Origin of the sequence: Lutibacter litoralis, from assembly GCF_014646675.1 — a bacterium.
GTDB lineage: Bacteria > Bacteroidota > Bacteroidia > Flavobacteriales > Flavobacteriaceae > Lutibacter > Lutibacter litoralis.
Window position 1 is genome coordinate 402700 of sequence record NZ_BMNS01000002.1, and the last position, 23962, is coordinate 426661.

The following is a 23962-nucleotide window of genomic DNA, read 5'->3' on the forward strand; positions in this document are numbered from 1 at the left end:
AAAAGCCTATGAAAATTTCAAAATTTATTTCAATTTTTTTTCATCCAATTAATTTTCCAATTATTGGTGCGCTAATCTATTTTCTTTTTAGACCAAAATATATTTTTAAACCACAAGAATATACCATAATGTCAGTAATTTTAATTGGCACTTATGTTTTTCCAATTATATTTCTAATTGTTTTAAAACGCTATAAAATGATACATAGCTACCACATGGTTTCGATAGAGGAGCGTAAATTTCCTACTTTATTATTTACTGCAATTTCGGTTATTATTGGCAATTGGTTACTTAAAACAAAAATTGTAGACCTTTTAGCTTTACTATTTTTTGGATATGCATTCGCATTTCTAATTTCTTATGCATTACTATATTTTAAACAAAAAATTAGCTTACATACGGCCGCAGTTGGTGGTTTAATTGGTTTTTTAATTTACTATAGTTTCTATTATCAAATTAATCTAGTAGTTCTTTTAGCGTTCTTTTTTATATTAAGTGGTATAATTGCTTCTGCAAGATTACGATTAAAAGCACATACAATAAGTGAAGTTTTTTTAGGATTTTTTGCAGGCTTAATAACTCAATTTTTACTCTTTTTTATATACTACATGATATAAAATTTAAGACCTATTCTTATATCTTTAAAATCAAGTTGGTCGGCATTTAAATCAACATTATCAAAAATAGGGTTTAAGCCATAATATACATAAAGATTCCAAGTACTATATCCCGCAGAAAATATAATACCAAACTGTACTTTTTTTATTTCAGAAATATTATTAATTAGAATGGTTTCATTTATATCGCTAAATTTAGATTTCGAAGAAAAAATATAAGATGCTTTAATTCCAGTATAAATTCTCCAGAATTTATATTTATTGAGGGTTGAGTTTCTCCAACGTATCTCAAAAGGTACATCTATTGCATGCAACTTTAACCAATTGGATTTATAATCATCAGCAATAACACAAATGTTCTTATTGCCTTCTTTTGAAATCTTTAAATTTTGAATATAAGCATTATATTGATATCCTAATCCAAGCGCTAAACCAAAAGTACCTTTTCTATTTAAAGGAATATCTTTAATAAAACCAGTTGCAATACCGCCTGAAAAACCATTTTGGGCCAACTCTTTGGGCTTATCAATTAAACTATTATATGTAAGTGTTAAATAAAGTTGATCTTCTAGATATGATGCATCAATATTTATTGAATCATTATTAACCTGAGCCTGAAGTATTGAAATACTAAAAATTAAACAAAATATTGAAAATACATTTTTCATAATAACAAATATACTTTATAAAAATAAAAGAGGCAATCAAATTTGATTGCCTCTTTAAAAGTTAATTAAGTAGTATATACTTATTAAAAGTTATTTTTTATATCATTACCTTTTGTGGTTGAAAAACTAACTTTTAGTGCATTAATATCTCTTAATTGTTCTTTAATATCTAAGATTGTACCTACATTGGCCTCCTTATCAGCTTTAATAGAAGTAGTCATATATTTAACTTCTTCTTCTTTTCTTAAGGCTCTTTCAGAGAAAATAAAACTAGGGACATCATTTACATCAATAATTTTATCATTCACCTGAATCTTATCTCCTCCAATTCTTGTATCCTTTGATTTACCAACATAAATAGTACTAACCAAACTTTTCATTTCTAACTTTTTTACTTCACTTGCCGTAGGCAATAGTGGTTTTTTAATCAGTAAATCAGTTTCTCTCATAGTAGTTGATACCATAAAAAAGAATAGCAACATAAATACAATATCTGGTAAAGATGCTGTAGAAATTGCAGGCAATCCTTTTTTCTTCTTTTTAAACTTACTCATGTGCTGATATTATTTAATTGGTTCTGGTTCAGTGATTATTTGAGGATAACTGTCTTTTAAAAAGTCAATTTTTTCCTTTAGTTTATCTCCTCCGTTATCATTATAATCTTTTAACAAATCACTATAAGTTCTTTTATATTTTTCTAAGGCCAACCTGTTTCTTAACTCATTGTATGCCGCTTCAATTTCATTTTGAATAGAAACGTACATTCCGTAGGTTGTTCCTCTATCGCTTTGTAAAGATATAATTGCCTTTGATGGATGATCTGATGATGCTGGGTCTTTTGCTCCTTGACAATAATCACATGGAACTCCAGGAGTACCATCTGGTTTTGGTGCAGATTCACCCCCACCATTATCTATAAAATCCATTGCAATCCTTCTAATATCTGTAACTTGAACAAAATCAGTTCCTTCTATAAGAATTTGATTATTTCTATTTACAGTAATATCTAAAACATTCTTTTGTTTAATAGTTACTTCAGGTGTATCTTCCGATTTTTCTGGTAATTTTCTAGAAATACCAGAATCCACATCCATAGTTGTTGTAACTAAGAAAAATATTAAAAGCAAGAACGCAATGTCTGCCATTGAACCAGCATTTATTTCTGAATTTTCTCTTCTTGCCATAGTGCTATTATTTTGCTAATCCTTTTACAAAGTCAACTACAAAGAATCCTAAACCAATAACGCCTAAAATTGCGCTAAAGTTTATTCCTGTACTTACCCATTTTGAAACACTTCCAGCTTCACCATCCTCTAAAACTCTACCACTAACATCTAAAACTGCTGCATCCGAAGATACTGAATATGCTATTATTAATATTACTGCTAAAGCAGCAATACCCAATAATGTTCTTTTTAAAACTTGTGGATGTTTTACTAGATTTAGTATAGAAAAGACTACTGCAATTAAACCAGTTGCTATTAATACAAATTTAGCAAAATTTATAAATGGCGAAACAATGCTAGCCTGTAATTCGGCATCCGTTTCTATTATATCGTCACCTACCATAACAATTCTAATGAAAAAATAGAAAGCTATTAATCCAATAAGACCTGCTACTAAGGTTAATATTTTTGAAAATTTCTTATTCATAATTTCTCTTATTTTTTGTGTTTAACCAAAAGGTCAACAAGTGAAATTGATGCATCTTCCATATTGTTTACAATACTATCTACTTTAGAAATAATATAATTATAAAAAATTTGAAGAATAATTGCAACAATTAAACCAAACACTGTTGTTAATAATGCTACTTTAATACCTCCAGCAACAACTGTTGGAGAAATATCACCAGCTTGTTGGATTGAATCAAATGCACTAATCATACCAATTACAGTTCCCATGAAACCAAGCATTGGTGCTAAAGCGATAAATAAAGAAAGCCAAGAAATGTTTTTCTCTAACAGCCCCATTTGAACTCCACCATAACCAACAACTGCTTTTTCAGCTGCATCTACGCCTTCGTCCATTCTATCTAAACCTTGATAAAATATAGAAGCAACAGGCCCTTTAGTATTTCTACAAACCTCTTTAGCAGCCTCTACACCACCAGATGCTAATGCATCATCTACTTTACCAACTAATTTCTTAGTATTGGTTGTAGCCATGTTTAAATAAATAATTCTTTCAATAGCAATTGCTAACCCTAAAATTAAGGCTACTAATACAATTCCCATAAAAAATGGTCCACCTTCTATAAAACGTTGTTTTAATTCTTGGTGAAATGTTTTTGTTTCTGCGTCTGCAACTTGTTCTGTGTTTGCTGCATCTTGTGCAATAGCTTTAGGTGCTGCTCCAAATAACAATAACCCTGTAATTGCAAGGATAGTAAATACTCTTTTCATCGTGTAATAGTTAATTTATTAATTTTACGGTTAAATATATAATTTTTTTTAAACAAATAGTTCATTTATTGAGTAAGTTAAAAGTCCAATGCTTCTCAAAAAACTCGTCTCTAATTAAACTTTTGCGAATGGCAAGTAACAAAAAAATGTTGAATTTTGAAAATTTTAGAAGCACTTTAAATAATTTATTTGCAATATTATATTATTTTCTAATTTCTGTAACAATCTTACTTTTTTTTCATAATATATTATAAAAAAAATTAAAACATTAGTATTAATTTAAATAAAAGTATTAATCTTCACTCATTTCACCACGCAAAGGTGTTTCAAAAATAGTTTTAAATTCACTTTTTGGGATTTTTTCACCTAAAAGATACATTAATTTGGCTAATGCAGATTCTGTAGTGATATCTTTTCCATTAATAATTCCAATTTTTTTTAAGTGTTCACTTGTTTCATAATGCCCTAAAATTACACTTCCTCCTATACATTGTGTTACGTTTACAACATGTACACCTCTTTCTATTGTCTTTTTTAATAAATTAACAAACCAAGCTTCTGTTGGAGCATTACCCGCTCCATAAGTTTCAATAATAACTCCTTTTAGGCTATTTATCGATACAATAGTTTCTACCACTTCATTAGTAATGCCTGGAAAAATTTTTAAAACAACAATATTATTGTCTAGTTTTTTTCTAACTTTTAAACGTTTATTATAAATATTTGGTTGCAACAATAATTGTTTAGAAAACTTTAAATGTACACCGCTTTCTCCTAAAGGCGGAAAATTTAGTGAATCAAAAGCTTCAAAATGTTCTGCATTTATTTTGGTTGTTCTATTTGCCCGATACAACTTATATTCAAAATACAAGCATACTTCAGAAATAACAGGTTTATCTTGCTCTTTTGAAGATGCAATCTGAATTGATGTTATTAGATTTTCTTTGGCATCTGTTCTTAAATCTCCAATAGGCAATTGAGAGCCTGTAAAAATTATTGGTTTTGTTAAGTTTTCAAACATAAAACTAATTGCTGAAGCCGTATAAGACATGGTATCTGAACCGTGTAAAACTACAAATCCATCAAAATTATTATAGTTGTTTTCGATTAGCTCTGCTAATAAAACCCAATTTGAAATATTCATATTTGAAGAATCTATAGGCTCTTCAAATGAAATACTTTCTATTAAACAATTTATATGATTAATTTCTGGTATATGTTTTAAAAGTTTATCAAAGTTAAATGTTTTTAATGTACCTGTTTTAAAATCTTTAACCATACCTATGGTTCCTCCAGTATAAATTAAAAGTATTTTTGTCATTTTTGTCATTTTGTCTGAATGCTTAAATTTGGAATAATTTATGTTGTAAATTTACCAAATTAAAATACATTAACTAAAAAGAAATTATGATTGGATATTATATAATAATTGGTGGTATTTCATTATTAAGCTGGTTAGTAAGCCAGCAATTGAAAAGAAAATTCAACTACTATTCAAAAATTAGATTACAAAATGGATTAAGTGGTAGAGAAATTGCTGAAAAAATGTTAAGTGATAATGGCATTTATGACGTTAAAGTTATTTCTACTTCTGGACGATTAACAGACCATTATAACCCCGCAAACAAAACCGTTAATTTAAGTGAATCTGTTTACAACGAACGTAATGCTTCTGCGGCTGCTGTAGCCTCGCACGAGGTTGGACATGCTGTGCAACATGCGCAAGCTTATCAATGGCTGCAAATGCGCTCTAAATTAGTTCCTGTTGTAAGTATTACTTCAAACTTTTCTATGTGGTTGGTTATTGGTGGTGTTGTTTTAGGTGCTGCATCTGGAAATTCTCCAATTGGATTTACAATTGCAATTATAGGTTTAGGAATGATGGCTTTGGCAACGCTATTTAGTTTTATTACTTTACCTGTTGAATATGATGCAAGCAATAGAGCGCTAGCTTGGTTAAAAACCAATAATATGCTTACCAATACAGAGCAAGATGGCGCTAAAGATGCTTTAAAATGGGCTGCAAGAACTTATCTGGTTGCCGCTTTAGGATCGTTAGCTATGTTATTTTATTGGGGGTTAAGAATTTTCGGCTCTCGAGATTAATACTTCTAATAAAAGTTACTATATTCATAAGCCTAACAGATTTTTACAAACTGTTAGGTGTTTTTTATAACTTTAATTGTCTATCGATTTGCTGATCTAATGAAATAAAGGTTTCCGTACGTGCAACACCTTTAATAAATTGGATTTCTTCATTTAAAACTTTCATTAAATGTGTATTGTTTTTACAAAGTAATTTTATAAAGATAGACCAATTTCCTGTGGTATAATGACTCTCAACTACTTCTGGAATTTCTTTTAGTCTTTTTATTGCTGAAGAAAATTTACTAGCGTTATCCAAATGTACTCCAACAAAAGCAGTGGTATTATACCCAAGAACTTTTGGATTTATTAGTAGCTTTGATCCTGAAATTAATCCACTCGACTCTAATTTTCGTAACCGTTGATGAATAGCCGCTCCTGAGATTCCAATTTCACGAGCAATTCCTAAAATTGAAGTTCTAGCATCTTGCATCAAATATTTTAAAATAGTTTTATCTATACCATCTATAGTTACTACTTGATTTTTCATAATTTTAAATCTTAAAAAAGTTAAAAAAAAGGCTGTTTTAATAATTTAAAACAGCCTTTTTTTATATATCTAAAACTTTACTCATCTTCTTCAACAGGTTGAATTTCAAAATCTTCCATAAACTTTGTAGTGTAATTTCCAGCAATATAGTCTGGATGCTCCATTAACTGTCTATGGAATGGTATTGTGGTTTTTATACCTTCAATAACAAATTCATTAAGTGCTCTACGCATTTTACTAATTGCTTCTTCTCTAGTTTGAGCGGTTGTTATTAGTTTAGCAATCATAGAATCGTAATTTGGCGGAATCGAATACCCTGCATATACGTGCGAATCTACTCTTACTCCGTGACCTCCTGGAATATGTAATGTTGTTATTTTACCTGGTGATGGTCTAAAATCATTAAAAGGATCTTCTGCATTAATTCGACATTCGATTGAATGTAATTTCGGAAAATAATTTTTCCCAGAAATAGGAATTCCAGCAGCTACTTTAATTTGCTCATAAATTAGATCGTAATCTATAACTTGTTCTGTAATTGGGTGCTCCACCTGAATACGAGTATTCATTTCCATAAAATAGAAATTTTTATGTTTATCAACCAAGAACTCTATGGTACCTGCACCTTCATAAGATATATATTCAGCAGCCATTACTGCAGCCTCTCCCATTTTTTTTCTTAATTGAGGAGTCATAAATGGTGAAGGAGCTTCTTCGGTTAATTTTTGGTGACGACGTTGAATTGAACAGTCTCTTTCAGATAAATGACAAGCTTTTCCAAAAGAATCTCCGATAACCTGAATTTCTATATGTCTAGGTTCTTCAATTAACTTTTCTAAATACATGTCTTCGTTTCCAAATGCTGCTCCAGCTTCTTGACGTGCTGAATCCCAAAGGTCTCTTAACTTTTCTTTTTTCCATACTGCACGCATTCCTTTTCCTCCGCCACCTGCAGTTGCTTTTAACATAACAGGATACCCCATTTCATCTGCTAAACTTTCAGCTTCTTCAAAAGTTTCTAAAATTCCTTCAGAACCTGGAATTGTTGGAACACCAGCTGCTTTCATTGTTGCTCTAGCTGATGCTTTATCACCCATTTGACTTATCATTTCAGCGGTAGCTCCTATAAATTTGATCCCATGCTCTTCACATAATTTAGAAAATTTAGCATTTTCAGCTAAAAATCCATACCCTGGATGAATTGCATCAGCATTTGTAATTTCCGCTGCCGCTAAAATTGCAGACATTTTTAAATATGATTCACTGCTTGAAGGCGGTCCAATACAAACTGCTTCATCTGCAAAACGAACATGTAAGCTTTCTGAGTCAGCCGTTGAATATACTGCTACCGTTTTAACTCCAATTTCTTTACAGGTTCTAATAACGCGTAATGCTATTTCACCTCTATTGGCGATTAATATTTTTTTAAACATACTTACTTCTGTTTATCAAAATTTAAAAAACAAACTCCAAAAAAAATTGGAATCTGTAAATTAAAAATTGTGATTTTATTTATGACGGGTCTACTAAAAATAATGGTTGACCAAATTCAACTGGCGTACCATCTTCTATAAGAATTTTCACAATTTTACCAGTTACTTCAGCTTCAATTTCATTAAAGAGTTTCATTGCTTCGACCATACAAACTACGGTATCACTATTTACAGTATCACCTACTTCAACAAATACTGGTTTGTCTGGAGAAGGTTTTCTATAAAACGTTCCAATTATTGGCGAAGTAATTTCTATAAATTTAGATTCTTCAGTGGCCGTATTTGTTCCTGATACTGCTTCTTGAGCTTGAACTGGTGCTGCAACTTGACCTGGCATTCCCATTTGAGGCATTCCCATTGGGGCTTGCTGTACAATTGTAGTTTCGGTTTTTTCAGATCCAGTTTTAATGGTAATTTTAATGTCTTCCATTTCTAACTTAACCTCACTTGCACCAGATTTAGCTACAAATTTAATTAGATTCTGAATATCTTTTAATTCCATAATATTCACTTTGTTTTTGTTGTTAATTAATTTAAGAGTTGTATGCCCATTTTAAGTAAATAGATCCCCACGTGAAACCTCCACCAAATGCAGCAAAAATTATTTTATCTCCTTTTTTAAGTTGATTTTCGTAATCCGCCAAAAGCAATGGCAATGTAGCTGAAGTAGTATTTCCATACTTTTGTATGTTCATCATTACTTTAGATTTATCTACTTCAATTCTATTTGCAGTTGCTTCAATTATTCTTTTATTAGCTTGATGTGCCGCAAGCCAATCAATACTTTCTTTCGTTAAATTATTGCGCTCTAGTATCTTTACTGCAACATCTGCCATATTAAAAACTGCGTTTTTAAATACGGTTTTTCCATCTTGAAAAACAAAGTTTTCTCTATTATCAATCACTTCTTTTGTAATAGGAAAACAAGAGCCTCCAGCTTTTACTCGTAAAAATTCTCTTCCTGCACCATCACTTCTTAAATATTCATCTTGCAAACCTAACCCATCTTCATTTGGCTCAAATAGTGCGGCTCCTGCTCCATCACCAAAAATAATACATGTTGCTCTATCTGTATAATCAATCATAGATGAACATTTATCTGCACCAATAAGTAAAACTTTTTTGTATTTGCCAGATTCTATATATTTAGATGCTACTGACATTCCATATAAAAAGCTTGAACATGCTGCTTCCAAATCAAATCCAAAAGCATTAATTGCTCCAATTTTTGTTGCTACATAGGCAGCTGTAGCAGCCGCTTGCATATCTGGAGTTGCTGTTGCAACTATAACTAATTCAATTTTTTTTGGGTCTAATTTTTTCTTATAAATTAGTTCTTGAGCAGCTTTAATAGCCATATAAGAAGTTCCTTTTCCTTCTCCTTTTAAAATCCTACGCTCTTTAATTCCAGTTCTTGAAGTTATCCATTCATCATTGGTATCAACCATTTCTTCTAACATTTTGTTAGATAAAACATCTTCTGGAACATATTTTCCAACGGCTGTAATTGCTGCGGTAATTTTTGTCATAATGTTTTCTTTTTAATAAAAAAGAGTTTCAAAGTAATGAAATTTATTTTTAATTATTAGTGAATTTTACCATTTTTTAAACAAAATGATTATAAAAAACAAAAAAAACCCTCAAAATGAGAGTTTTTTTAAATTGTTATATTATAATAAATTAAGCTTGATTTTCAACTGAATCTATTACTATTTGGCCTCTATAATAAAGTTTTCCTTCATGCCAGTGAGCTCTGTGATATAAATGCGCTTCTCCTGTTGTTGGATCAACAGCTACTTGAGGAGCTACAGCTTTATAATGAGTTCTTCTCTTATCTCTTCTTGTTTTTGAAATTTTTCTTTTAGGATGTGCCATTACTCTTATTTTTTTCTATTAGTATGCTCTTTAATTTATTCCATCTAGGGTCTATATTATTTGAATCGACTTCTAAATGATTTTCTTCTTTATTTAAATCTTTTATTTTAAACTCGTTTAATTTATCTAATATTTCAGATTTTAAGGTGCCGTCTTCTACACCTGGATGTACTCTTTTTATGGGTACCTCCAAAACTATTGCTTCATATATATATTGTGCAATATTTAGTTTAAAATCTGAATGTGGAATTATTAATAACTCATCGTTTTCGTTATTAAATTCATCCCCAAATTTTACAATTAAAAATATATTGGTTGCAATTGGTTGTTGAAATAACTCGTTTGTAATATCACATGCTACTTCTAAACTTCCTGAAAACTCAAAATTTAATTCAAACAATGTAGGTTTCTTTAAAAAAGACAAACTTACATTTACATTTGAATTGTAAAATTCTTCATAATTAAAAAAATCAAAGAACTCTTTACTTATATTGTAATCAAACTGGTGAACTCCATCTTTTAAACCTATAAAAGAAATATCGAAATTTTTTAAATCTTTCATATTAGAACTTCAATTTGAGCGTGCAAAGATATAAAAATTATATATACATTTTTTAAATAAATATAGAAATTTACAATTTTTCTTTTCTTTGATTCGATTTTAAAGTGTTTTCTGTCAAACTTTTATATTCTTCTCTTGTTTTAAAAACTTTTATTGCTGTAAAAATAGCTTCTTTAAAAGAGTTTATGTTTGCCAAACCTTTGCCTGCAAGTTCATAAGCAGTACCATGGTCTGGAGACGTTCTAATTTTACTTAAACCTGCTGTATAATTAACTCCTTCACCAAAAGAAAGGGTTTTAAACGGCGCTAAACCTTGATCATGGTACATGGCTAAAATAGCATCGAAGTTTTTATAATTACTTGATCCAAAAAAGCTATCAGCCGCATACGGTCCATATACTAATTTACCTTCATTCTGTATCTCGTTAATAGTTGGTCTAATAACAGCATCGTCTTCTTTTCCAATAACACCATGGTCTCCACAATGCGGATTGAGTCCTAAAATTGCAATTTTTGGTTTTGAAATAGCAAAATCTTGCACTAAGGTTTTATACAATATTTCTACTTTTTTCTTTATCAACTCTGGTGTAATTGTTTCAGAAACTTTAGCGATAGGGATATGACCAGTAATTAAACCTATTCTTAAAGTATCTGCCATTAAAATCATTAAAGTTTCACCATCTAATTTAGATTCTAGATACTCGGTATGACCTGGAAATTTAAAATCTTCAGACTGAATATTATCTTTATTAATTGGAGCTGTTACCAATACATCTATAGTCCCTTTTGTCAGTTCATTTGTTGCTGCTTCAAGCGATTCAAAAGCTAGTTTCCCTGATAGTTCGGTAGGTTCGCCTAATTCTAAATCTATATCTTCTTTCCAAAGGTTTAAAATATTTACTTTACCGTTAATTGCTCTATCTACTTGCTTAATTCCATTAAATGGTATATTAATGTTCAGGTTTTTTTTATAGTTTGTAATTAACTTTGTGCTTCCAAATATTATAGGAGTACAAAAGTCCAACATTCTTTTGTCTGAAAAGGCTTTCAAGATTATTTCTATTCCAATACCATTAAAATCTCCAATAGAAATTCCTAATTTTATTTTTTCAAATTTATCCATAAATACGGTTATAATGCTTAATTTTGAGACTTCAAAAGTAATGAAATAAATTAATAAAATTATGTTTACAGGTATAATAGAAAGCTTAGGTATTGTTAAAAATATTGTTAAAGAAGGAGATAATATACATATTAGTATAGAAAGTGATTTTACTTCTGAATTAAAAATTGATCAAAGTGTTGCTCATAACGGGGTTTGTTTAACAACCGTTGCTATAAATGGAAATGAATATACTGTAACAGCTATAAAAGAAACCTTAGAAAAATCGAATTTTAAACACCTAAAAATTGGTGATAAAATAAATTTAGAACGTGCAATGATTCTTGGAGCTAGGCTGGATGGACATATTGTACAAGGCCATGTAGATCAAACTGCGACTTGTACTGGCGTTATTGAAGAAGACGGTAGTTGGGTTTTTAGTTTTGAATATGACAACTCTTTAAACAATATTACCATAGAAAAAGGTTCAGTTACAGTAAACGGAACAAGTCTAACAGTTGTAAATTCTAAAAATAATACTTTTTCAGTTGCAATAATTCCATACACATATGACTTTACAAACTTTCATACCTTTAAAATAGGAACAGTAGTAAATTTGGAGTTTGATGTTATTGGGAAATATGTTGCAAAACTGTTAGAAAAATAATTACTTTTTTCTTTCACAATTAAAATTCTTACACTGTACCATAAATAAATACACTACCACCAATAGTAGGAATGTCTGAAGGCGGAGTCTCAGATTATTTTAGTATTGATAGGATTTTATTTAAAGATACTACTGAAAATGTGTAGACTGGATTCAAACTCAACTTAATTCATTTATCCTAATAAAAAAAGCCTTTCATTAATTTGAAAGGCTTTTCGAGTTTTAAAAGTGGTCCCACTTGGGCTCGAACCAAGGACCCCCTGATTATGAGTCAGGTGCTCTAACCAGCTGAGCTATGGGACCTAAAACTGGGTGCAAAATTACTACTTTTTATTTTATGTACAACTCTTTTGTGCAATTTTTAAAAAATAAAATTTATTTAATTTTTTATGATTCTATTAACTTTTTGATTCCCAAAATATTCAGTTAAAATTTAAAAGTTTAAATAACTTAAATGTTACTTATAATTTTGTTTTAACCAAACTTTTTGAAACTCTCTTTTTAAAATAAGAAACGCAATTTCATTTACGGTAGTAGTTAAATCATTGCTGGTAATTGTAGCCAAATCTTTTTCAGAAACATCAACTCTATACATTAGATTTAAATAATCATCGTATTTAAATTGAATTAAGTTTAAAATTGTTTCTGTTAGTTCTTTGATAAGATCTTCAATAAGACAAGTACTTTCAACTTTTTTACACATACCGCTTAATTGAAAATCTTTATTAAGCTGTTCTATCAGCTTAGATAGCAGGTTTTCTGTTTTAACAACTTTTAATAATTCTAAAGAATTTTGTGCTTCCAACATTAAATGCTACGTTTCATTAAACTTAAGCCAAAGTTCTTTAATTGTTCTTTTTTACTTTCTGGAATACTTAAAGTTTCAAGAATAATAAATGCCTTTTGCGTGTAAGTTTCAATTTCTTTTGTAGTAATCTCTGCAATTTTACTCCTATTAAAAAGCTCTGTAACTTCTTTCGTTTTAGTTTCAAAATTAATTTTAGTGTTATAAAAACCCAATAATTTTTCTTTATCCTTTTTATCACAAACTTCCAATGCTTTTAGATACAAAAAGGTTTTTTTATTTTCTAAAATATCACCTCCAATTTGTTTTCCAAAAGTTGCTGCATCTCCAAAAGTATCTAAAAAATCGTCTTGCAATTGAAATGCAATTCCTAAATTCAGTCCAAAATTATAAATCTTTTCAGCTTCACTTTTTTCAACATTTGCAATAATAGCTCCCATTTCCATAGCAGCTGCAACCAAAACCGAGGTTTTATAAGTAATCATTCTAATGTACTCGGCAATTGTAACATTATTTCTGGTTTCAAAATCAATATCTAATTGTTGTCCTTCGCATACTTCTAAAGCCGTTTTATTAAATAAAAGTATTAATTTTTTAAAAAGTTCTGGTTCGTATTTATTAAAACACTGTGAGGCCAAAATCATCATAGCATCACCCGATAAAATTCCTGTATTGACATCCCATTTTTCGTGCACAGTTTGTTTACCCCTTCTAATTGGAGCACTGTCCATAATATCGTCATGTATTAATGTAAAATTATGGAAAAGTTCTATCGCCAAAGCTGCATCATAGGCATCTTTGGGCTTTCCTTCAAACAAATCACAGGTCATTATTGTTAAGATTGGGCGCAATCGCTTACCTCCAATTTGCAAAATATAATGTATTGGTGCATATAAATTTTTAGGTTCTTTTACTGTTACTTCTTTTTTTAAATAACTAATAAAATCTTCTTTATAAGTATCAACTATATTCATTTAAATTCTATTTTTTTGTAAAAATACATCTTTGAAGTTACTTTTTATAATTGATTTATTTTTTTGAATGTTATAAAACTGTTAAAACTCAAGAAACTTTTTCGGTATCTAAAGTTTCCTTTCGTATATTTGCACTCGCTTTTTTTATAAAAAAGTATAATAGCATGAAGGAAACAATTTTAAAAAGAGCTGGTGAAACATTTTTAAAGTACGGCTTTAAAAGTGTCACTATGGACGATATTGCTAATGATTTAGGAATCTCAAAAAAAACAATCTATAAACATTTTAAAAATAAAGTTGAACTTGTTGATCAAGCTACAGAATACATGCATAACTTAATGCATACTGAAGTTTTAAAGGTCTACAATATGGAATACAATGCCATTGAAGAGAATTTTGAAGCAAATAAGGTTTTTAAAGGTTTTATGCAAAACTCAGACGACTCTCCTATTTATCAATTAAAAAAATATTATCCTGAAACTTATAATAAAATAATGTCGCGAGAATTTTGCATGTTTAGGGATTGTCTCTTAACCAATGTAGAAAAAGGTATTAGAGAAGGATTATTTAGGGCAAATCTATATGTTGAACAGGTTGTAAAGTTTTACTTTTCACTTATAATGAGTGTACATGATTCCGATATATATACCTATAGTAAAAACACCATCAACAAATTAGAGTTAAACGTTCTTGAATATCATATAAGAGCTATCGCTACAAAAAAAGGGATAAAGGAATTAGAAAAACAACTGGCCAAACTAAACACTATTTAATAATGAAAAAAACAATACTATTAGTTATTGGAATACTGCTAGGTATTAATTTAAATGCACAAGAAAGTATTACACTTTCTTTGAAAGAAGCAATAAATTATGCAATAGAAAACAGTTATTCATCAATAAATGCATCTAGAGATATTGAAGCAGCAAAAAAGAAAAAATGGGAAACAACAACCATTGGATTGCCCCAAATAAGTGCAACTATAGATTACCAAAACTGGATTAAACAACAAGTATCTTTACTTCCAGCTGAATTTTTTGGCGGTGTTGAAGGTGAATTTACTGAAGTTGCTTTTGGCACAAAACAAAACATGAATGCCACAGCTACTTTAAATCAATTAATTTTTGATGGCTCCTATTTAGTGGGGTTACAATCTGCTAAGGTGTATTTACAAATTTCTGAAAATGCTAAAGAAAAAACTAATCTTGGTATTAGAGAGGCTGTAATTAACGCTTATGGAAATGTATTATTAAGTGAAGAAAGTATTCTAATTTTAGAAAAAAATATTGCTACTCTAGAAAAAAACTTAAAAGAAACCAAGCAAATTTATTTAAATGGGTTTACTGAAGAAGAAAATGTTGAACAACTTCAAATTACACTTGCTACTATAAAAAGTCAACTTTCTAAAACTAAAAAATTAAAAAGCATTGCTTATAAAATGTTAAATATAACTTTAGGTTTAGAAATTAATAAAACTGTTTTATTATCTGATTCACTAAACAATCTATCAAAAGAAAATATAGATTTAGGCTTACTTTCTTCGGAATTAACTTTAGAAAATCATATAGATTTCAAAATTGCTAAAAACACAGAAAAGTCTAATGAACTTTTGGTAAAGCTAGAACAAAGTAAAGCATTACCATCATTAAGTAGTTTTGTAAATTTTGGGTACGCAGGTTTTGGTCAAAATTTTGATTTCTTTAAAAAGGAGCAACAATGGTTCGATTCCTCATTATTAGGTGTAAGCTTAAATATTCCAATTTTTAGTAGTTTGGCTAGAAATTCAAGAACACAACAAGCTAAAATTGAACTAGAAAAAGCACGTACAAATCTAACAGAAACAGAACAAAAACTATTACTTCAATTAGAATCTGCTAAAACTGAATACAATTATAGTTTAGAAGAATTAGAAACTTCTAAACAAAATTTAGCTTTGGCAGAACGCATAGAAAACAAACAACAAATTAAATTTTTTGAAGGAATTTCTACAAGCTTTGAATTGACCGAAGCGCAAAGACAATTATACACAATGCAGCAAAATTACTTACAGGCAATGCTAAATGTAATTGCTAATAAAGCTGCTTTAGACAACGCATTAAACATCTCAATCAACTAAATAAATTTAAAATGAAAAAATATATAGCATTAATTATAGCAAGTATTGTAACTATTTCTTGTGGAGAAGAAGTTAAAAAATCTTCATTAGAAGAATTGAACTCACAACGTTTAATTATAGCAAATCAACTTGATAGTTTAAATACTAAATTAAAAACTATTGAAAGTGAAATTGCTAAAATAGATCCAAATAAAAAACTACCAATTGTAACCGCTTTTACTGTTAAAAAAGATATTTTTAAACACTATATAGAAATACAAGGTGTGGTACAAGCAGATAAAAATATAGAAATTAGACCAGAATTAGGAGGTACAGTAAACTCAATTTTAGTAAAAGAAGGTCAAAAAGTTTCGGCCGGACAATTGTTAATTCAATTAGACGATACCTCTATAAAAAATAATATGGATGAACTAAACACACAATTAAGTTTAGCAAAAACTACTTTTGAAAGACAAGAACGACTTTGGAATCAAAAAATTGGTTCAGAAATGCAATATTTACAAGTAAAAGCTCAGAAAGAAAGTTTAGAAAATAATTTAGCCTCTATTAAAACACAGGCCCGTAAAATGAAAATTATAGCCCCTTTCAGTGGAATTGTAGATGTAATTTACCCTAAAAATGGAGAACTTACCAATCCGCAAATGCCAGTTATACGCTTAATAAACTTAGATAAAGTATATGTTGAAGCTGATATCACAGAATCCTACTTACCTGTAATTAAAGTTGGTACAGAAGCCATTTTAAATTTCCCATCAATTAACAAAGAAATAACTTCAGAAATTGCTCAAATAGGACATTATATAAATCCAGATAATAGAAGTTTTAAAACACGAATTAATATTTCAAATAAAGACCAAAGTATAAAACCAAATTTATTGGCTGATTTAAAAATTTTAGATTTTGAAGCTACCGGAATTACAATTCCTTCAAATTTAGTACAACAAGATCAAACCGGAGCAGATTATGTGTACATCATTAAAAATGAAGATGGACAAAACAAAATAGTAAAGTCTTTAATTACAATAACGAACGAATATCAACATAACGTTTTTGTTACTGAAGGAATTGCAGAAAATGATGTATTAGCGAATGCCGGAGCAAGACTTATAAAAGAAGGCGATATTGTTGAAATACGCACAAATTAAAATCATTTAACTAACAGACATTAAAATGAACAAAGTATTAAAAGAATTTAAACTTTCAACATGGTCCATTAGTAATAAAATGACTGTGTTTGTAATTATAGGAATGATTTTTTTGGCAGGTATATTTTCGTACCAAAGTATGCCAAGAGAATCTTTTCCAGAAATTGTAGTACCTCAAATTTATGTGGCAACTCCATATCCTGGAAATTCCGCACTAGATATTGAAAAACTAATTACAAGACCGTTAGAAAAAGAAATAAACGGAATTTCTGGAGTTGAAGAAATAATTTCAACTTCCATAGAAGGTTTTTCAACTATTCAAGTAGAATTTGATTTTAGCGTTTCTCCAACCGAAGCTTTACGAAAAGTAAAAGATAAGGTTGATGCTGCAAAATCTGATAAAGATTTTCCAACTGACTTGCCAGCAGACCCAACAGTTCAAGAAATGAACTTTTCAGAATTAATTCCAATAATGAATATTAATTTATCTGGAGATTTTTCTATGGATCAACTTAAAGAATATGGAGAATATTTAGAAGATGAAATAGAAAAAGTTCCTGAAATTTCTAAAGTGGATATTCGTGGTATTCAAGATAAAGAAATGGAAATTAGTGTTGATTTATACAAAATGGAAATTTCTAAAATCAGCTTTAATGATATTGCAATGGCTATTCAAAATGAGAATATGACCATTTCTGGTGGAGATTTATTAGAAAACGGTATTCGAAGAAATGTAAGAATTATTGGAGAATTTAAATCCGCAGATGAAATTGAAGATATTATTGTAAAACAAGAAAATGACAATATTGTTTACTTAAGAGACATTGCTAAAGTGAGCTTTAAAGAGCAAGAGAAACAAAATTACGCACGTGAGTTCTCTCAGCCTGTAGTAATGTTAGATGTTACCAAAAGAGGTGGTGAAAATTTAATAAAAGCTTCCACTCAAATAGATAAAATTATTGCTGATGCTAAAGAAAATTATTTCCCTTCTAACTTATCTATTTCTAAAACAAACGACCAAACAAACGACACCAAAACAATGGTTGCCGATTTGGAAAACAGTATTATTCTAGGAATAATTTTAGTAGTTGTTGTTTTACTATTTTTCCTTGGAATTAGAAATGCACTTTTTGTAGGTATTGCTATTCCTTTATCTATGTTTATTTCGTTTATTATTTTAAATGCTTTAGGCGTTACTTTAAATACAATGGTACTATTTTCTTTAGTAATAGCACTAGGTATGTTAGTAGATAATGGAATTGTTGTTGTTGAAAATGTATATAGATTATTAGATGAAGGCTATTCTAATATAGATGCCGCAAAATACGGAGTTGGAGAAGTTGCAATGCCTATTATTGCTTCTACCGCAACTACATTAGCAGCGTTCTTACCTATTGCCTTTTGGCCAGGTATGATGGGAGAATTTATGCGGTTTTTGCCTATTACGTTAATTATCGTTTTAACTTCTTCATTATTTGTTGCTTTGGTTATTAACCCAATGTTAACTTCAGTTTATATGAAAATAAAAGAAGATGAAGTTAATTTTAAAAAGATTTTAATATATAGTTCTGTAATTTTTGCAATTGGTGTTCTATTTATAATTGCAGGTTTAACTACTAAATCCGGAGGTTTAAACGCTTTTGGTTTAATATTGGTTTTGGCTGGAATACTGAGAGTTATAAACACCAAATTATTAACTCCAGGAACCGAGTGGTTTCAAAAAATATTCTTACCAAAGTTGGAAACTATATACGAAAGAACCTTAAAATTTGTACTTTTTAAAAGAAGATCTGGTTATTTCTTTGTTGCTACTTTTGGCTTATTAATTTTTGCTTTTATGCTGTTTGCAGCATTTCCGCCAAAAGTACTGTTTTTCCCAGAAACACCTCCAAAACAAGTATATGTTTATTTAGAATATCCTATTGGAACCGATATTGAAAAAACAAACGACCTCTCTATTGAAGTTGAAAATAAAATTCAAGATTATTTAAAAAAATATGAAGTTAATGGAGAGAACAATCTTATAACTTCGGTTATTGGTCAGGTTGGTGAAGGAACAAGCGATCCAAATCAAGGTCAGCAAGGTGGTACAACTCCAAATAAAGCGCGTATTACTGTCGATTTTGTAAAATTTATGGACAGAGGTGGCGTAGCAACAGAAGATGTTTTAATTGACATACGAAACCTGTTGCAAGAAATTCCTGGCGTAAATATTACAGTTGATAGACCTGCAGATGGACCTCCCGCCGGCGCTCCAATTAATATTGAAGTTTCAGGAGATGATTACGAACATTTGTTAGAAACTGCCGATAATATTCGTCAGTTTATTAATAAAACAACAATTTTAGGTATTGAAGATTTAAAACTGGATGTAGAACAAGGAAAGCCTGAAATGCCTATTATAATCGACCGCCAAAAAGCCAGAAGATTAAATATTTCTACAGGTCAAATTGGTGATGCTTTAAGAACTTCATTATTTGGAAAAGAAGTTTCTACATTTAAAGATGGTGAAGACGATTATCCAATTAATTTGCGTTTAATGGATAAATACCGCTACAATAAAGACCTTTTAGTAAATCAAAAAATTACTTTTAGAAATGCAAGTAATGGGAAAATTGTACAAGTTCCTATTTCTTCGGTAGCACACGCAGAAACGTCGTCAACATTTAGTGCTGTAAAACGAAAAGATTTAAATAGAGTTATTACTATATCATCTAATGTAATTGAAAATTACAATCCAACGGATGTAAACGATCAAATTAAAGAAGCTCTTAAGACATATGCATTACCAAAAGATATTTCAATTTCATTTACAGGTGAACAAGAAGCACAAGCAGAAGAAATGGCATTTTTAAGCAAAGCGTTATTAATAGCAGTTTTCTTAATATTTTTAATCTTAGTTGGACAATTTAACTCCACCTCTACACCCGTAATTATTTCATTATCTGTATTATTAAGTTTAATTGGAGTATTATTTGGTTTGATTATTTTTAACATGGAATTTGTAATTATGATGACCATGATTGGTGTAATTTCATTAGCCGGTATTGTTGTAAATAACGCTATTGTTTTAATTGATTACACCAATTTAATAATGAAACGTAAACGTTTAGAACAAGACTTAGAACCTGGCACTTTAACAAAAGAACTAATTTATGAAAGTATTATTGAAGGTGGTAAAACACGTTTAAGACCTGTTTTATTAACAGCAATTACTACCATTTTAGGATTGCTTCCTTTAGCTATTGGAATTAATATTAATTTTATGACCTTGTTTACAGAATTTGATCCACAATTTTATATTGGTGGAGAAAATGTTGTGTTCTGGGGTCCAATGTCTTGGACTATAATATTTGGTTTAACCTTTGCTACTTTTTTAACTTTAGTTATTGTTCCAATAATGTATTCTATGCTGAACAATTTAAAATTTAGACTCAATAGAAAACAGTAAATTATTTAAAAAGCGGTTCCTTTGAATCGCTTTTTTTCTTTTATTTTGTGTTGCATGAAAAATAAAAAAACATATACTTTAGATGAAGCTACAAAAGTGTTAGAAAATTACTGTGCTTATCAGGAACGCTGTCATAAAGAAGTTGAACAAAAATTATACGATTTAAATATGATTCCCGAAGCAAAAGAATATATAATTCTACATTTACTGCAGCACAATTTTTTAAACGAAGAACGCTACGCCAAAGCATTTGTAAGAGGAAAGTTTTCAATAAAAAAATGGGGACGAATTAAAATTATAAATCAGCTAAAATTTAAAGGTATTTCAGCATATAATATCAAATCTGGTTTAACCGAAATAGATTCAAACGAATATTTAACAGTGTTACAAACTATTGCGGAAAAAAAATCACCATTGATAAAAGAGTCTAATTCATATAAAAAAAGTTCAAAATTAGCAGCTTTTTTAATATCAAAAGGCTTTGAATCTGAATTAGTTTTTAAAACTGTAAAATCCTTAATTTAGTTTATACCTAAACTATTACTTTTTAAATTTCTTTAAAAAAATTGAATCGTGTTTTGCATTTATACTTTTAACCACTTCAATATTATCATTTGGTGTTGTTAATGAAAGTACATAATGCTCTATTTTCCAAGAACCCCCTGTCTTTTTTAATACTCCAGAACCTCTACAAATCCCCATCCAAGTGTCTAAAAGTTCGTCGAACCAAGCAATGTTGCCCTCAGTATCTACATAAATATTTCTATCAACTGCGGTAAAACTCCAAGCTTTTCCTTTATCAAAATGTGGTTTGCTGAAATTTTTGAAGGCTTCTATATTCCAATTTTCTGAAGCATCTGTCCCAATAAAAATACTTTTGTCTGACATTGCATTAAAATAAGCATCAAAATTTGCTTCAGAGGCATTTTTATGCCAATTAAGAAGTACCGTTTCAATGGCTTCTTTTTCTGAAATCGTGTTTACCTTATTAACTTTCTTTTCCTCGTTTATAGAACAAGAAACCACTAATAACATTATAAATAATAAAGAATAGAATTTCATAGGTTTAAATTATTGTCTTGATATTATACGAGAAGGCCTTTTCCGCTTAGATTCTAGTTTCTTTTTTAAAACATCGAAATCATTAATAGGTTCTTCTGTATCTACTTCTAAAGAACTTTGTAAATCTTCAGCCTCATAGATTGTATTAATTTTTGAGTTTACAGCTGAATATAAATCGATTATTTTTTTAACTTCTTCTTTAACTTCCTCTTTAGAGATAGAGCGAATAGTAGCCATATCAGCCAATCTTAAAGTTTCATTATGCAATACATTAAATCTAGCTACAACATTTAACTCCGTTAACTTTTCTACTCTAATAGTATCTATCATATTTTTAACCAAACCTGAAAGTTCTTTAGCATTATTAAGCGCTTCTAAATTAGAAACATTGTAATATTTTAACATAAATTGGTCTAATTTCTGATATTCTTTCCAATCTTTCAAACTTCGCTTAGCTGCTGGAATAAGTGTTTCACTCGTATTATTTATTATTCTATCTGTATCTTCAACTACTAATGTATCCGCTACTTCAACAACTTCTTCGAGTTTTTTTGTTTTATTACAAGAGAAACTCAAAAATAATATTAGTAATAAAAAACTGTATAAATACTTCATTGTAAAAATAATTATTGTCAAAAATAGTAATAAAATAACTCTTATAAATAAAAATTATTATTTTCATAAAAAACAAGCACTTGAAAATACCACATTTAATTTCTGTATATTTGATACTCTTAAAAACCAACTATAATTACATGAAAAAACGTATTTTAATTATTGGTGCTTGTGGTCAAATTGGAACTGAATTAACGTTAAAATTACGAAAAATAAATGGCGAAAAAGCTGTAATTGCTGCAGATATTAGAAAAGGAAGTAAAGAGCTAACTAAATCTGGTCCTTTTGAAATAGTAAATGCAATGGATTATGATTCTATTTTAAAAACTATAGAGAAATATAAAGTAACAGATGTATATTTAATGGCCGCAATGCTTTCTGCAACCGGAGAAAAATATCCAGATAAGGCTTGGGAGTTAAACATGAACTCGTTATTTAATGTGTTAAATTTAGCAAAAGAGGGTAAAATTAAAAAATTATTTTGGCCAAGTTCAATCGCGGTTTTTGGTCCAACTACACCAAAAGAAAACACACCCCAAGAAACTGTAATGGAACCATCAACCGTTTATGGAATAAGCAAACAAGCAGGCGAACGTTGGTGCGAATATTATTTTAATAAATACAATGTAGATGTTAGAAGTTTAAGGTACCCCGGAATTATAAGCTGGAAAACAAACCCAGGTGGTGGTACAACAGATTATGCTATTGAAATTTTCCATAAAGCAATACTTAAAGGAACGTATACTTCGTTTTTAAATAAAAATTCTAAATTACCAATGATGTATATGGATGATGCCATTGATGCGACCATAAAAATTATGGATACAGCTGCTGAAAAGGTTAAAATTAGATCTTCTTATAATTTAGCTGCAATTAGTTTTACTCCTGAAGAAATTGCAAATGAAATTAAAACTAAAATACCAGCATTTAAAATAAAATACCATTCAGATTTTAGACAAGCTATTGCAGATAGCTGGCCTAAAAGCATTGATGATTCACGAGCCCGATCAGATTGGGATTGGCAGCATAAATACAATCTTAAAAAGATATCCCAAACAATGCTCGACAACCTCATTTTAAAATATAAATCTGAATAAAGAATTAACTCTCGGATTAAACTTAAAATATTATATTTTTTAATGTAGCAAAAACTTTAAATAAACCATTTTAAAACCCTTTTTAGACATCTTAAACCCTTGAAAATAAACAGATTTTTAACTACAACGTTTTAGTAGATTAACCCAATATATGACATCTATCATATCTTTAGTTTTAGGGTTCAACTAACTTTGTACTTCACAATAGATAATATAACAAAATACTATATAATTATGAACATTTCACATATTGAACACTTAGGAATAGCAGTAGAAAATCTAGAAGAATCAATTAAATACTACGAAAAAATATTAGGACTAAAATGTTATAATATTGAAGAGGTTGTTGATCAAAAAGTGAAAACAGCCTTTTTTTTGGTAGGTGACACAAAAATTGAATTGTTAGAAAGCACTTCACCAGATGGACCAATTGGTAAATTTATCGAAAAAAAGGGACAAGGAATTCATCATATTGCCTTTGCAGTGCCAAACGCATCTGAAGCATTAAAAACTGCTGAAGAACGCGGCGTTAAACTTGTAGATAAAGTTTCTAGAAAAGGAGCTGAGGGTTTAAATATTGGATTTTTACATCCAAAATCTACACAAGGAGTACTTACTGAACTTTGTTCTAAAGAATAATAAACTAAGTTAGCTTCTTAAAAAAATTAACAGA

At 29.4% G+C, this 23962-nt stretch carries 27 protein-coding genes and 1 tRNA gene; 10 read left to right on the plus strand and 18 right to left on the minus strand.

Annotated elements, in window-relative coordinates; all coding sequences use genetic code 11:
- The first annotated feature begins 8 nt into the window (after positions 1–8).
- Positions 9–617, plus strand: a complete 609-nt coding sequence (locus IEW75_RS04495) for a hypothetical protein (RefSeq protein WP_134247282.1) — start codon at positions 9–11, stop codon at positions 615–617.
- Here IEW75_RS04495 and IEW75_RS04500 read toward each other — a convergent pair.
- The 6 genes from IEW75_RS04500 to IEW75_RS04525 all read right to left on the minus strand — a co-directional run bounded on the left by IEW75_RS04500 (position 605) and on the right by IEW75_RS04525 (position 5020).
- A complete protein-coding gene (locus IEW75_RS04500; RefSeq protein ID WP_134247281.1) occupies positions 605–1285 on the minus strand; it encodes a porin family protein in 681 nt (226 codons plus the stop codon). The genes IEW75_RS04495 and IEW75_RS04500 overlap by 13 nt on opposite strands.
- Before the next feature lie 83 nt (positions 1286–1368).
- Positions 1369–1839, minus strand: a complete 471-nt coding sequence (locus tag IEW75_RS04505; protein WP_134247280.1) for an ExbD/TolR family protein — start codon at positions 1837–1839, stop codon at positions 1369–1371.
- Between the two features lie 9 nt (positions 1840–1848).
- Positions 1849–2469, minus strand: a complete 621-nt coding sequence (locus IEW75_RS04510; RefSeq protein ID WP_134247279.1) for an ExbD/TolR family protein — start codon at positions 2467–2469, stop codon at positions 1849–1851.
- Between the two features lie 7 nt (positions 2470–2476).
- A complete protein-coding gene (locus IEW75_RS04515) occupies positions 2477–2938 on the minus strand; it encodes a hypothetical protein (RefSeq protein ID WP_188703972.1) in 462 nt (153 codons plus the stop codon).
- A gap of 8 nt (positions 2939–2946) precedes the next feature.
- Positions 2947–3690: a MotA/TolQ/ExbB proton channel family protein gene (locus IEW75_RS04520; RefSeq protein ID WP_134247277.1), complete on the minus strand. Its 744-nt coding sequence runs from the start codon at positions 3688–3690 to the stop codon at positions 2947–2949.
- A 292-nt stretch (positions 3691–3982) separates the two neighbouring features.
- Positions 3983–5020: an asparaginase gene (locus IEW75_RS04525; protein WP_134247276.1), complete on the minus strand. Its 1038-nt coding sequence runs from the start codon at positions 5018–5020 to the stop codon at positions 3983–3985.
- Positions 5021–5097: 77 nt separating this feature from the next.
- Here IEW75_RS04525 and IEW75_RS04530 point away from each other — a divergent pair, with 77 nt between their 5' ends.
- Positions 5098–5796 (plus strand): zinc metallopeptidase, encoded by a 699-nt coding sequence (locus tag IEW75_RS04530; protein ID WP_134247275.1) that lies wholly within the window; start codon positions 5098–5100, stop codon positions 5794–5796.
- A gap of 64 nt (positions 5797–5860) precedes the next feature.
- On the opposite strand, the gene IEW75_RS04535 is transcribed toward IEW75_RS04530, so the two are convergent.
- The 7 genes from IEW75_RS04535 to pdxA form a co-directional block, all read right to left on the minus strand.
- Positions 5861–6325 carry an Lrp/AsnC ligand binding domain-containing protein gene (locus IEW75_RS04535; protein WP_134247274.1) on the minus strand — a complete coding sequence of 155 codons (465 nt, stop codon included), beginning with the start codon at positions 6323–6325 and terminating at the stop codon, positions 5861–5863.
- 77 nt (positions 6326–6402) lie between these two features.
- Entirely contained in the window at positions 6403–7758 is a 1356-nt protein-coding gene (accC, locus tag IEW75_RS04540; RefSeq protein WP_134247273.1) for an acetyl-CoA carboxylase biotin carboxylase subunit, read from the minus strand.
- Between the two features lie 79 nt (positions 7759–7837).
- The gene (gene accB / locus IEW75_RS04545) at positions 7838–8320 is read right to left on the minus strand and encodes an acetyl-CoA carboxylase biotin carboxyl carrier protein (RefSeq protein WP_134247272.1); all 483 of its coding nucleotides are present in this window, start codon (positions 8318–8320) and stop codon (positions 7838–7840) included.
- A 31-nt stretch (positions 8321–8351) separates the two neighbouring features.
- Positions 8352–9347: a beta-ketoacyl-ACP synthase III gene (locus IEW75_RS04550; RefSeq protein WP_134247271.1), complete on the minus strand. Its 996-nt coding sequence runs from the start codon at positions 9345–9347 to the stop codon at positions 8352–8354.
- A gap of 151 nt (positions 9348–9498) precedes the next feature.
- Complete coding sequence (gene rpmF / locus IEW75_RS04555) at positions 9499–9693, minus strand: 50S ribosomal protein L32 (protein ID WP_115877909.1); 195 nt, start codon at positions 9691–9693, stop codon at positions 9499–9501.
- On the minus strand, positions 9680–10255 hold the full coding sequence (locus tag IEW75_RS04560; protein WP_134247270.1) for a YceD family protein: 576 nt from the start codon (positions 10253–10255) through the stop codon (positions 9680–9682). The genes rpmF and IEW75_RS04560 overlap by 14 nt, the downstream gene beginning before the upstream one ends.
- Positions 10256–10325: 70 nt before the next feature.
- Positions 10326–11378, minus strand: a complete 1053-nt coding sequence (pdxA, locus tag IEW75_RS04565) for a 4-hydroxythreonine-4-phosphate dehydrogenase PdxA (protein ID WP_134247269.1) — start codon at positions 11376–11378, stop codon at positions 10326–10328.
- A gap of 61 nt (positions 11379–11439) precedes the next feature.
- Between pdxA and IEW75_RS04570 the strand changes: the two genes are divergently transcribed.
- Positions 11440–12024: a riboflavin synthase gene (locus IEW75_RS04570; RefSeq protein WP_134247268.1), complete on the plus strand. Its 585-nt coding sequence runs from the start codon at positions 11440–11442 to the stop codon at positions 12022–12024.
- 229 nt (positions 12025–12253) lie between these two features.
- Here the strand turns inward: IEW75_RS04570 and IEW75_RS04575 are convergent.
- From IEW75_RS04575 to IEW75_RS04585, 3 genes are all read right to left on the minus strand, one after another.
- A tRNA-Ile gene (locus tag IEW75_RS04575) sits at positions 12254–12327 on the minus strand.
- Positions 12328–12481: 154 nt separating this feature from the next.
- Positions 12482–12832 (minus strand): hypothetical protein, encoded by a 351-nt coding sequence (locus tag IEW75_RS04580; RefSeq protein WP_134247267.1) that lies wholly within the window; start codon positions 12830–12832, stop codon positions 12482–12484.
- On the minus strand, positions 12832–13803 hold the full coding sequence (locus IEW75_RS04585; RefSeq protein ID WP_134247266.1) for a polyprenyl synthetase family protein: 972 nt from the start codon (positions 13801–13803) through the stop codon (positions 12832–12834). The genes IEW75_RS04580 and IEW75_RS04585 overlap by 1 nt, the downstream gene beginning before the upstream one ends.
- Positions 13804–13967: 164 nt before the next feature.
- Between IEW75_RS04585 and IEW75_RS04590 the strand changes: the two genes are divergently transcribed.
- Genes IEW75_RS04590 through IEW75_RS04610 form a run of 5 tightly spaced genes read left to right on the plus strand, consistent with a single transcriptional unit; the run spans position 13968 to position 21040 of the window.
- On the plus strand, positions 13968–14576 hold the full coding sequence (locus tag IEW75_RS04590; protein WP_134247265.1) for a TetR/AcrR family transcriptional regulator: 609 nt from the start codon (positions 13968–13970) through the stop codon (positions 14574–14576).
- Between the two features lie 2 nt (positions 14577–14578).
- On the plus strand, positions 14579–15919 hold the full coding sequence (locus IEW75_RS04595; protein WP_134247264.1) for a TolC family protein: 1341 nt from the start codon (positions 14579–14581) through the stop codon (positions 15917–15919).
- 11 nt (positions 15920–15930) lie between these two features.
- The gene (locus tag IEW75_RS04600) at positions 15931–17064 is read left to right on the plus strand and encodes an efflux RND transporter periplasmic adaptor subunit (protein ID WP_134247263.1); all 1134 of its coding nucleotides are present in this window, start codon (positions 15931–15933) and stop codon (positions 17062–17064) included.
- A 25-nt stretch (positions 17065–17089) separates the two neighbouring features.
- Entirely contained in the window at positions 17090–20515 is a 3426-nt protein-coding gene (locus IEW75_RS04605; protein WP_134247262.1) for an efflux RND transporter permease subunit, read from the plus strand.
- Positions 20516–20569: 54 nt separating this feature from the next.
- Positions 20570–21040, plus strand: a complete 471-nt coding sequence (locus IEW75_RS04610; protein ID WP_134247261.1) for a regulatory protein RecX — start codon at positions 20570–20572, stop codon at positions 21038–21040.
- 15 nt (positions 21041–21055) lie between these two features.
- On the opposite strand, the gene IEW75_RS04615 is transcribed toward IEW75_RS04610, so the two are convergent.
- Both IEW75_RS04615 and IEW75_RS04620 read right to left on the minus strand, forming a co-directional pair.
- Positions 21056–21577 (minus strand): nuclear transport factor 2 family protein, encoded by a 522-nt coding sequence (locus tag IEW75_RS04615; RefSeq protein ID WP_134247260.1) that lies wholly within the window; start codon positions 21575–21577, stop codon positions 21056–21058.
- A 9-nt stretch (positions 21578–21586) separates the two neighbouring features.
- A complete protein-coding gene (locus tag IEW75_RS04620; RefSeq protein WP_134247259.1) occupies positions 21587–22192 on the minus strand; it encodes a hypothetical protein in 606 nt (201 codons plus the stop codon).
- Positions 22193–22332: 140 nt separating this feature from the next.
- Here IEW75_RS04620 and IEW75_RS04625 point away from each other — a divergent pair, with 140 nt between their 5' ends.
- Positions 22333–23289, plus strand: a complete 957-nt coding sequence (locus IEW75_RS04625; protein WP_134247258.1) for an NAD-dependent epimerase/dehydratase family protein — start codon at positions 22333–22335, stop codon at positions 23287–23289.
- Between the two features lie 234 nt (positions 23290–23523).
- A complete protein-coding gene (mce, locus tag IEW75_RS04630; RefSeq protein ID WP_134247257.1) occupies positions 23524–23928 on the plus strand; it encodes a methylmalonyl-CoA epimerase in 405 nt (134 codons plus the stop codon).
- Positions 23929–23962: the final 34 nt, after the last annotated feature.

What these genes read in the sequence shown, in the direction of transcription:
- IEW75_RS04495 (WP_134247282.1), top strand. Translation starts at nt 9, where the DNA reads ATGAAAATTTCAAAATTTATTTCAATTTTTTTTCATCCAATTAATTTT.
- IEW75_RS04500 (WP_134247281.1), bottom strand. Translation starts at nt 1,285, where the DNA reads ATGAAAAATGTATTTTCAATATTTTGTTTAATTTTTAGTATTTCAATA.
- IEW75_RS04505 (WP_134247280.1), bottom strand. Translation starts at nt 1,839, where the DNA reads ATGAGTAAGTTTAAAAAGAAGAAAAAAGGATTGCCTGCAATTTCTACA.
- IEW75_RS04510 (WP_134247279.1), bottom strand. Translation starts at nt 2,469, where the DNA reads ATGGCAAGAAGAGAAAATTCAGAAATAAATGCTGGTTCAATGGCAGAC.
- IEW75_RS04515 (WP_188703972.1), bottom strand. Translation starts at nt 2,938, where the DNA reads ATGAATAAGAAATTTTCAAAAATATTAACCTTAGTAGCAGGTCTTATT.
- IEW75_RS04520 (WP_134247277.1), bottom strand. Translation starts at nt 3,690, where the DNA reads ATGAAAAGAGTATTTACTATCCTTGCAATTACAGGGTTATTGTTATTT.
- IEW75_RS04525 (WP_134247276.1), bottom strand. Translation starts at nt 5,020, where the DNA reads ATGACAAAAATGACAAAAATACTTTTAATTTATACTGGAGGAACCATA.
- IEW75_RS04530 (WP_134247275.1), top strand. Translation starts at nt 5,098, where the DNA reads ATGATTGGATATTATATAATAATTGGTGGTATTTCATTATTAAGCTGG.
- IEW75_RS04535 (WP_134247274.1), bottom strand. Translation starts at nt 6,325, where the DNA reads ATGAAAAATCAAGTAGTAACTATAGATGGTATAGATAAAACTATTTTA.
- accC (WP_134247273.1), bottom strand. Translation starts at nt 7,758, where the DNA reads ATGTTTAAAAAAATATTAATCGCCAATAGAGGTGAAATAGCATTACGC.
- accB (WP_134247272.1), bottom strand. Translation starts at nt 8,320, where the DNA reads ATGGAATTAAAAGATATTCAGAATCTAATTAAATTTGTAGCTAAATCT.
- IEW75_RS04550 (WP_134247271.1), bottom strand. Translation starts at nt 9,347, where the DNA reads ATGACAAAAATTACCGCAGCAATTACAGCCGTTGGAAAATATGTTCCA.
- rpmF (WP_115877909.1), bottom strand. Translation starts at nt 9,693, where the DNA reads ATGGCACATCCTAAAAGAAAAATTTCAAAAACAAGAAGAGATAAGAGA.
- IEW75_RS04560 (WP_134247270.1), bottom strand. Translation starts at nt 10,255, where the DNA reads ATGAAAGATTTAAAAAATTTCGATATTTCTTTTATAGGTTTAAAAGAT.
- pdxA (WP_134247269.1), bottom strand. Translation starts at nt 11,378, where the DNA reads ATGGATAAATTTGAAAAAATAAAATTAGGAATTTCTATTGGAGATTTT.
- IEW75_RS04570 (WP_134247268.1), top strand. Translation starts at nt 11,440, where the DNA reads ATGTTTACAGGTATAATAGAAAGCTTAGGTATTGTTAAAAATATTGTT.
- IEW75_RS04580 (WP_134247267.1), bottom strand. Translation starts at nt 12,832, where the DNA reads ATGTTGGAAGCACAAAATTCTTTAGAATTATTAAAAGTTGTTAAAACA.
- IEW75_RS04585 (WP_134247266.1), bottom strand. Translation starts at nt 13,803, where the DNA reads ATGAATATAGTTGATACTTATAAAGAAGATTTTATTAGTTATTTAAAA.
- IEW75_RS04590 (WP_134247265.1), top strand. Translation starts at nt 13,968, where the DNA reads ATGAAGGAAACAATTTTAAAAAGAGCTGGTGAAACATTTTTAAAGTAC.
- IEW75_RS04595 (WP_134247264.1), top strand. Translation starts at nt 14,579, where the DNA reads ATGAAAAAAACAATACTATTAGTTATTGGAATACTGCTAGGTATTAAT.
- IEW75_RS04600 (WP_134247263.1), top strand. Translation starts at nt 15,931, where the DNA reads ATGAAAAAATATATAGCATTAATTATAGCAAGTATTGTAACTATTTCT.
- IEW75_RS04605 (WP_134247262.1), top strand. Translation starts at nt 17,090, where the DNA reads ATGAACAAAGTATTAAAAGAATTTAAACTTTCAACATGGTCCATTAGT.
- IEW75_RS04610 (WP_134247261.1), top strand. Translation starts at nt 20,570, where the DNA reads ATGAAAAATAAAAAAACATATACTTTAGATGAAGCTACAAAAGTGTTA.
- IEW75_RS04615 (WP_134247260.1), bottom strand. Translation starts at nt 21,577, where the DNA reads ATGAAATTCTATTCTTTATTATTTATAATGTTATTAGTGGTTTCTTGT.
- IEW75_RS04620 (WP_134247259.1), bottom strand. Translation starts at nt 22,192, where the DNA reads ATGAAGTATTTATACAGTTTTTTATTACTAATATTATTTTTGAGTTTC.
- IEW75_RS04625 (WP_134247258.1), top strand. Translation starts at nt 22,333, where the DNA reads ATGAAAAAACGTATTTTAATTATTGGTGCTTGTGGTCAAATTGGAACT.
- mce (WP_134247257.1), top strand. Translation starts at nt 23,524, where the DNA reads ATGAACATTTCACATATTGAACACTTAGGAATAGCAGTAGAAAATCTA.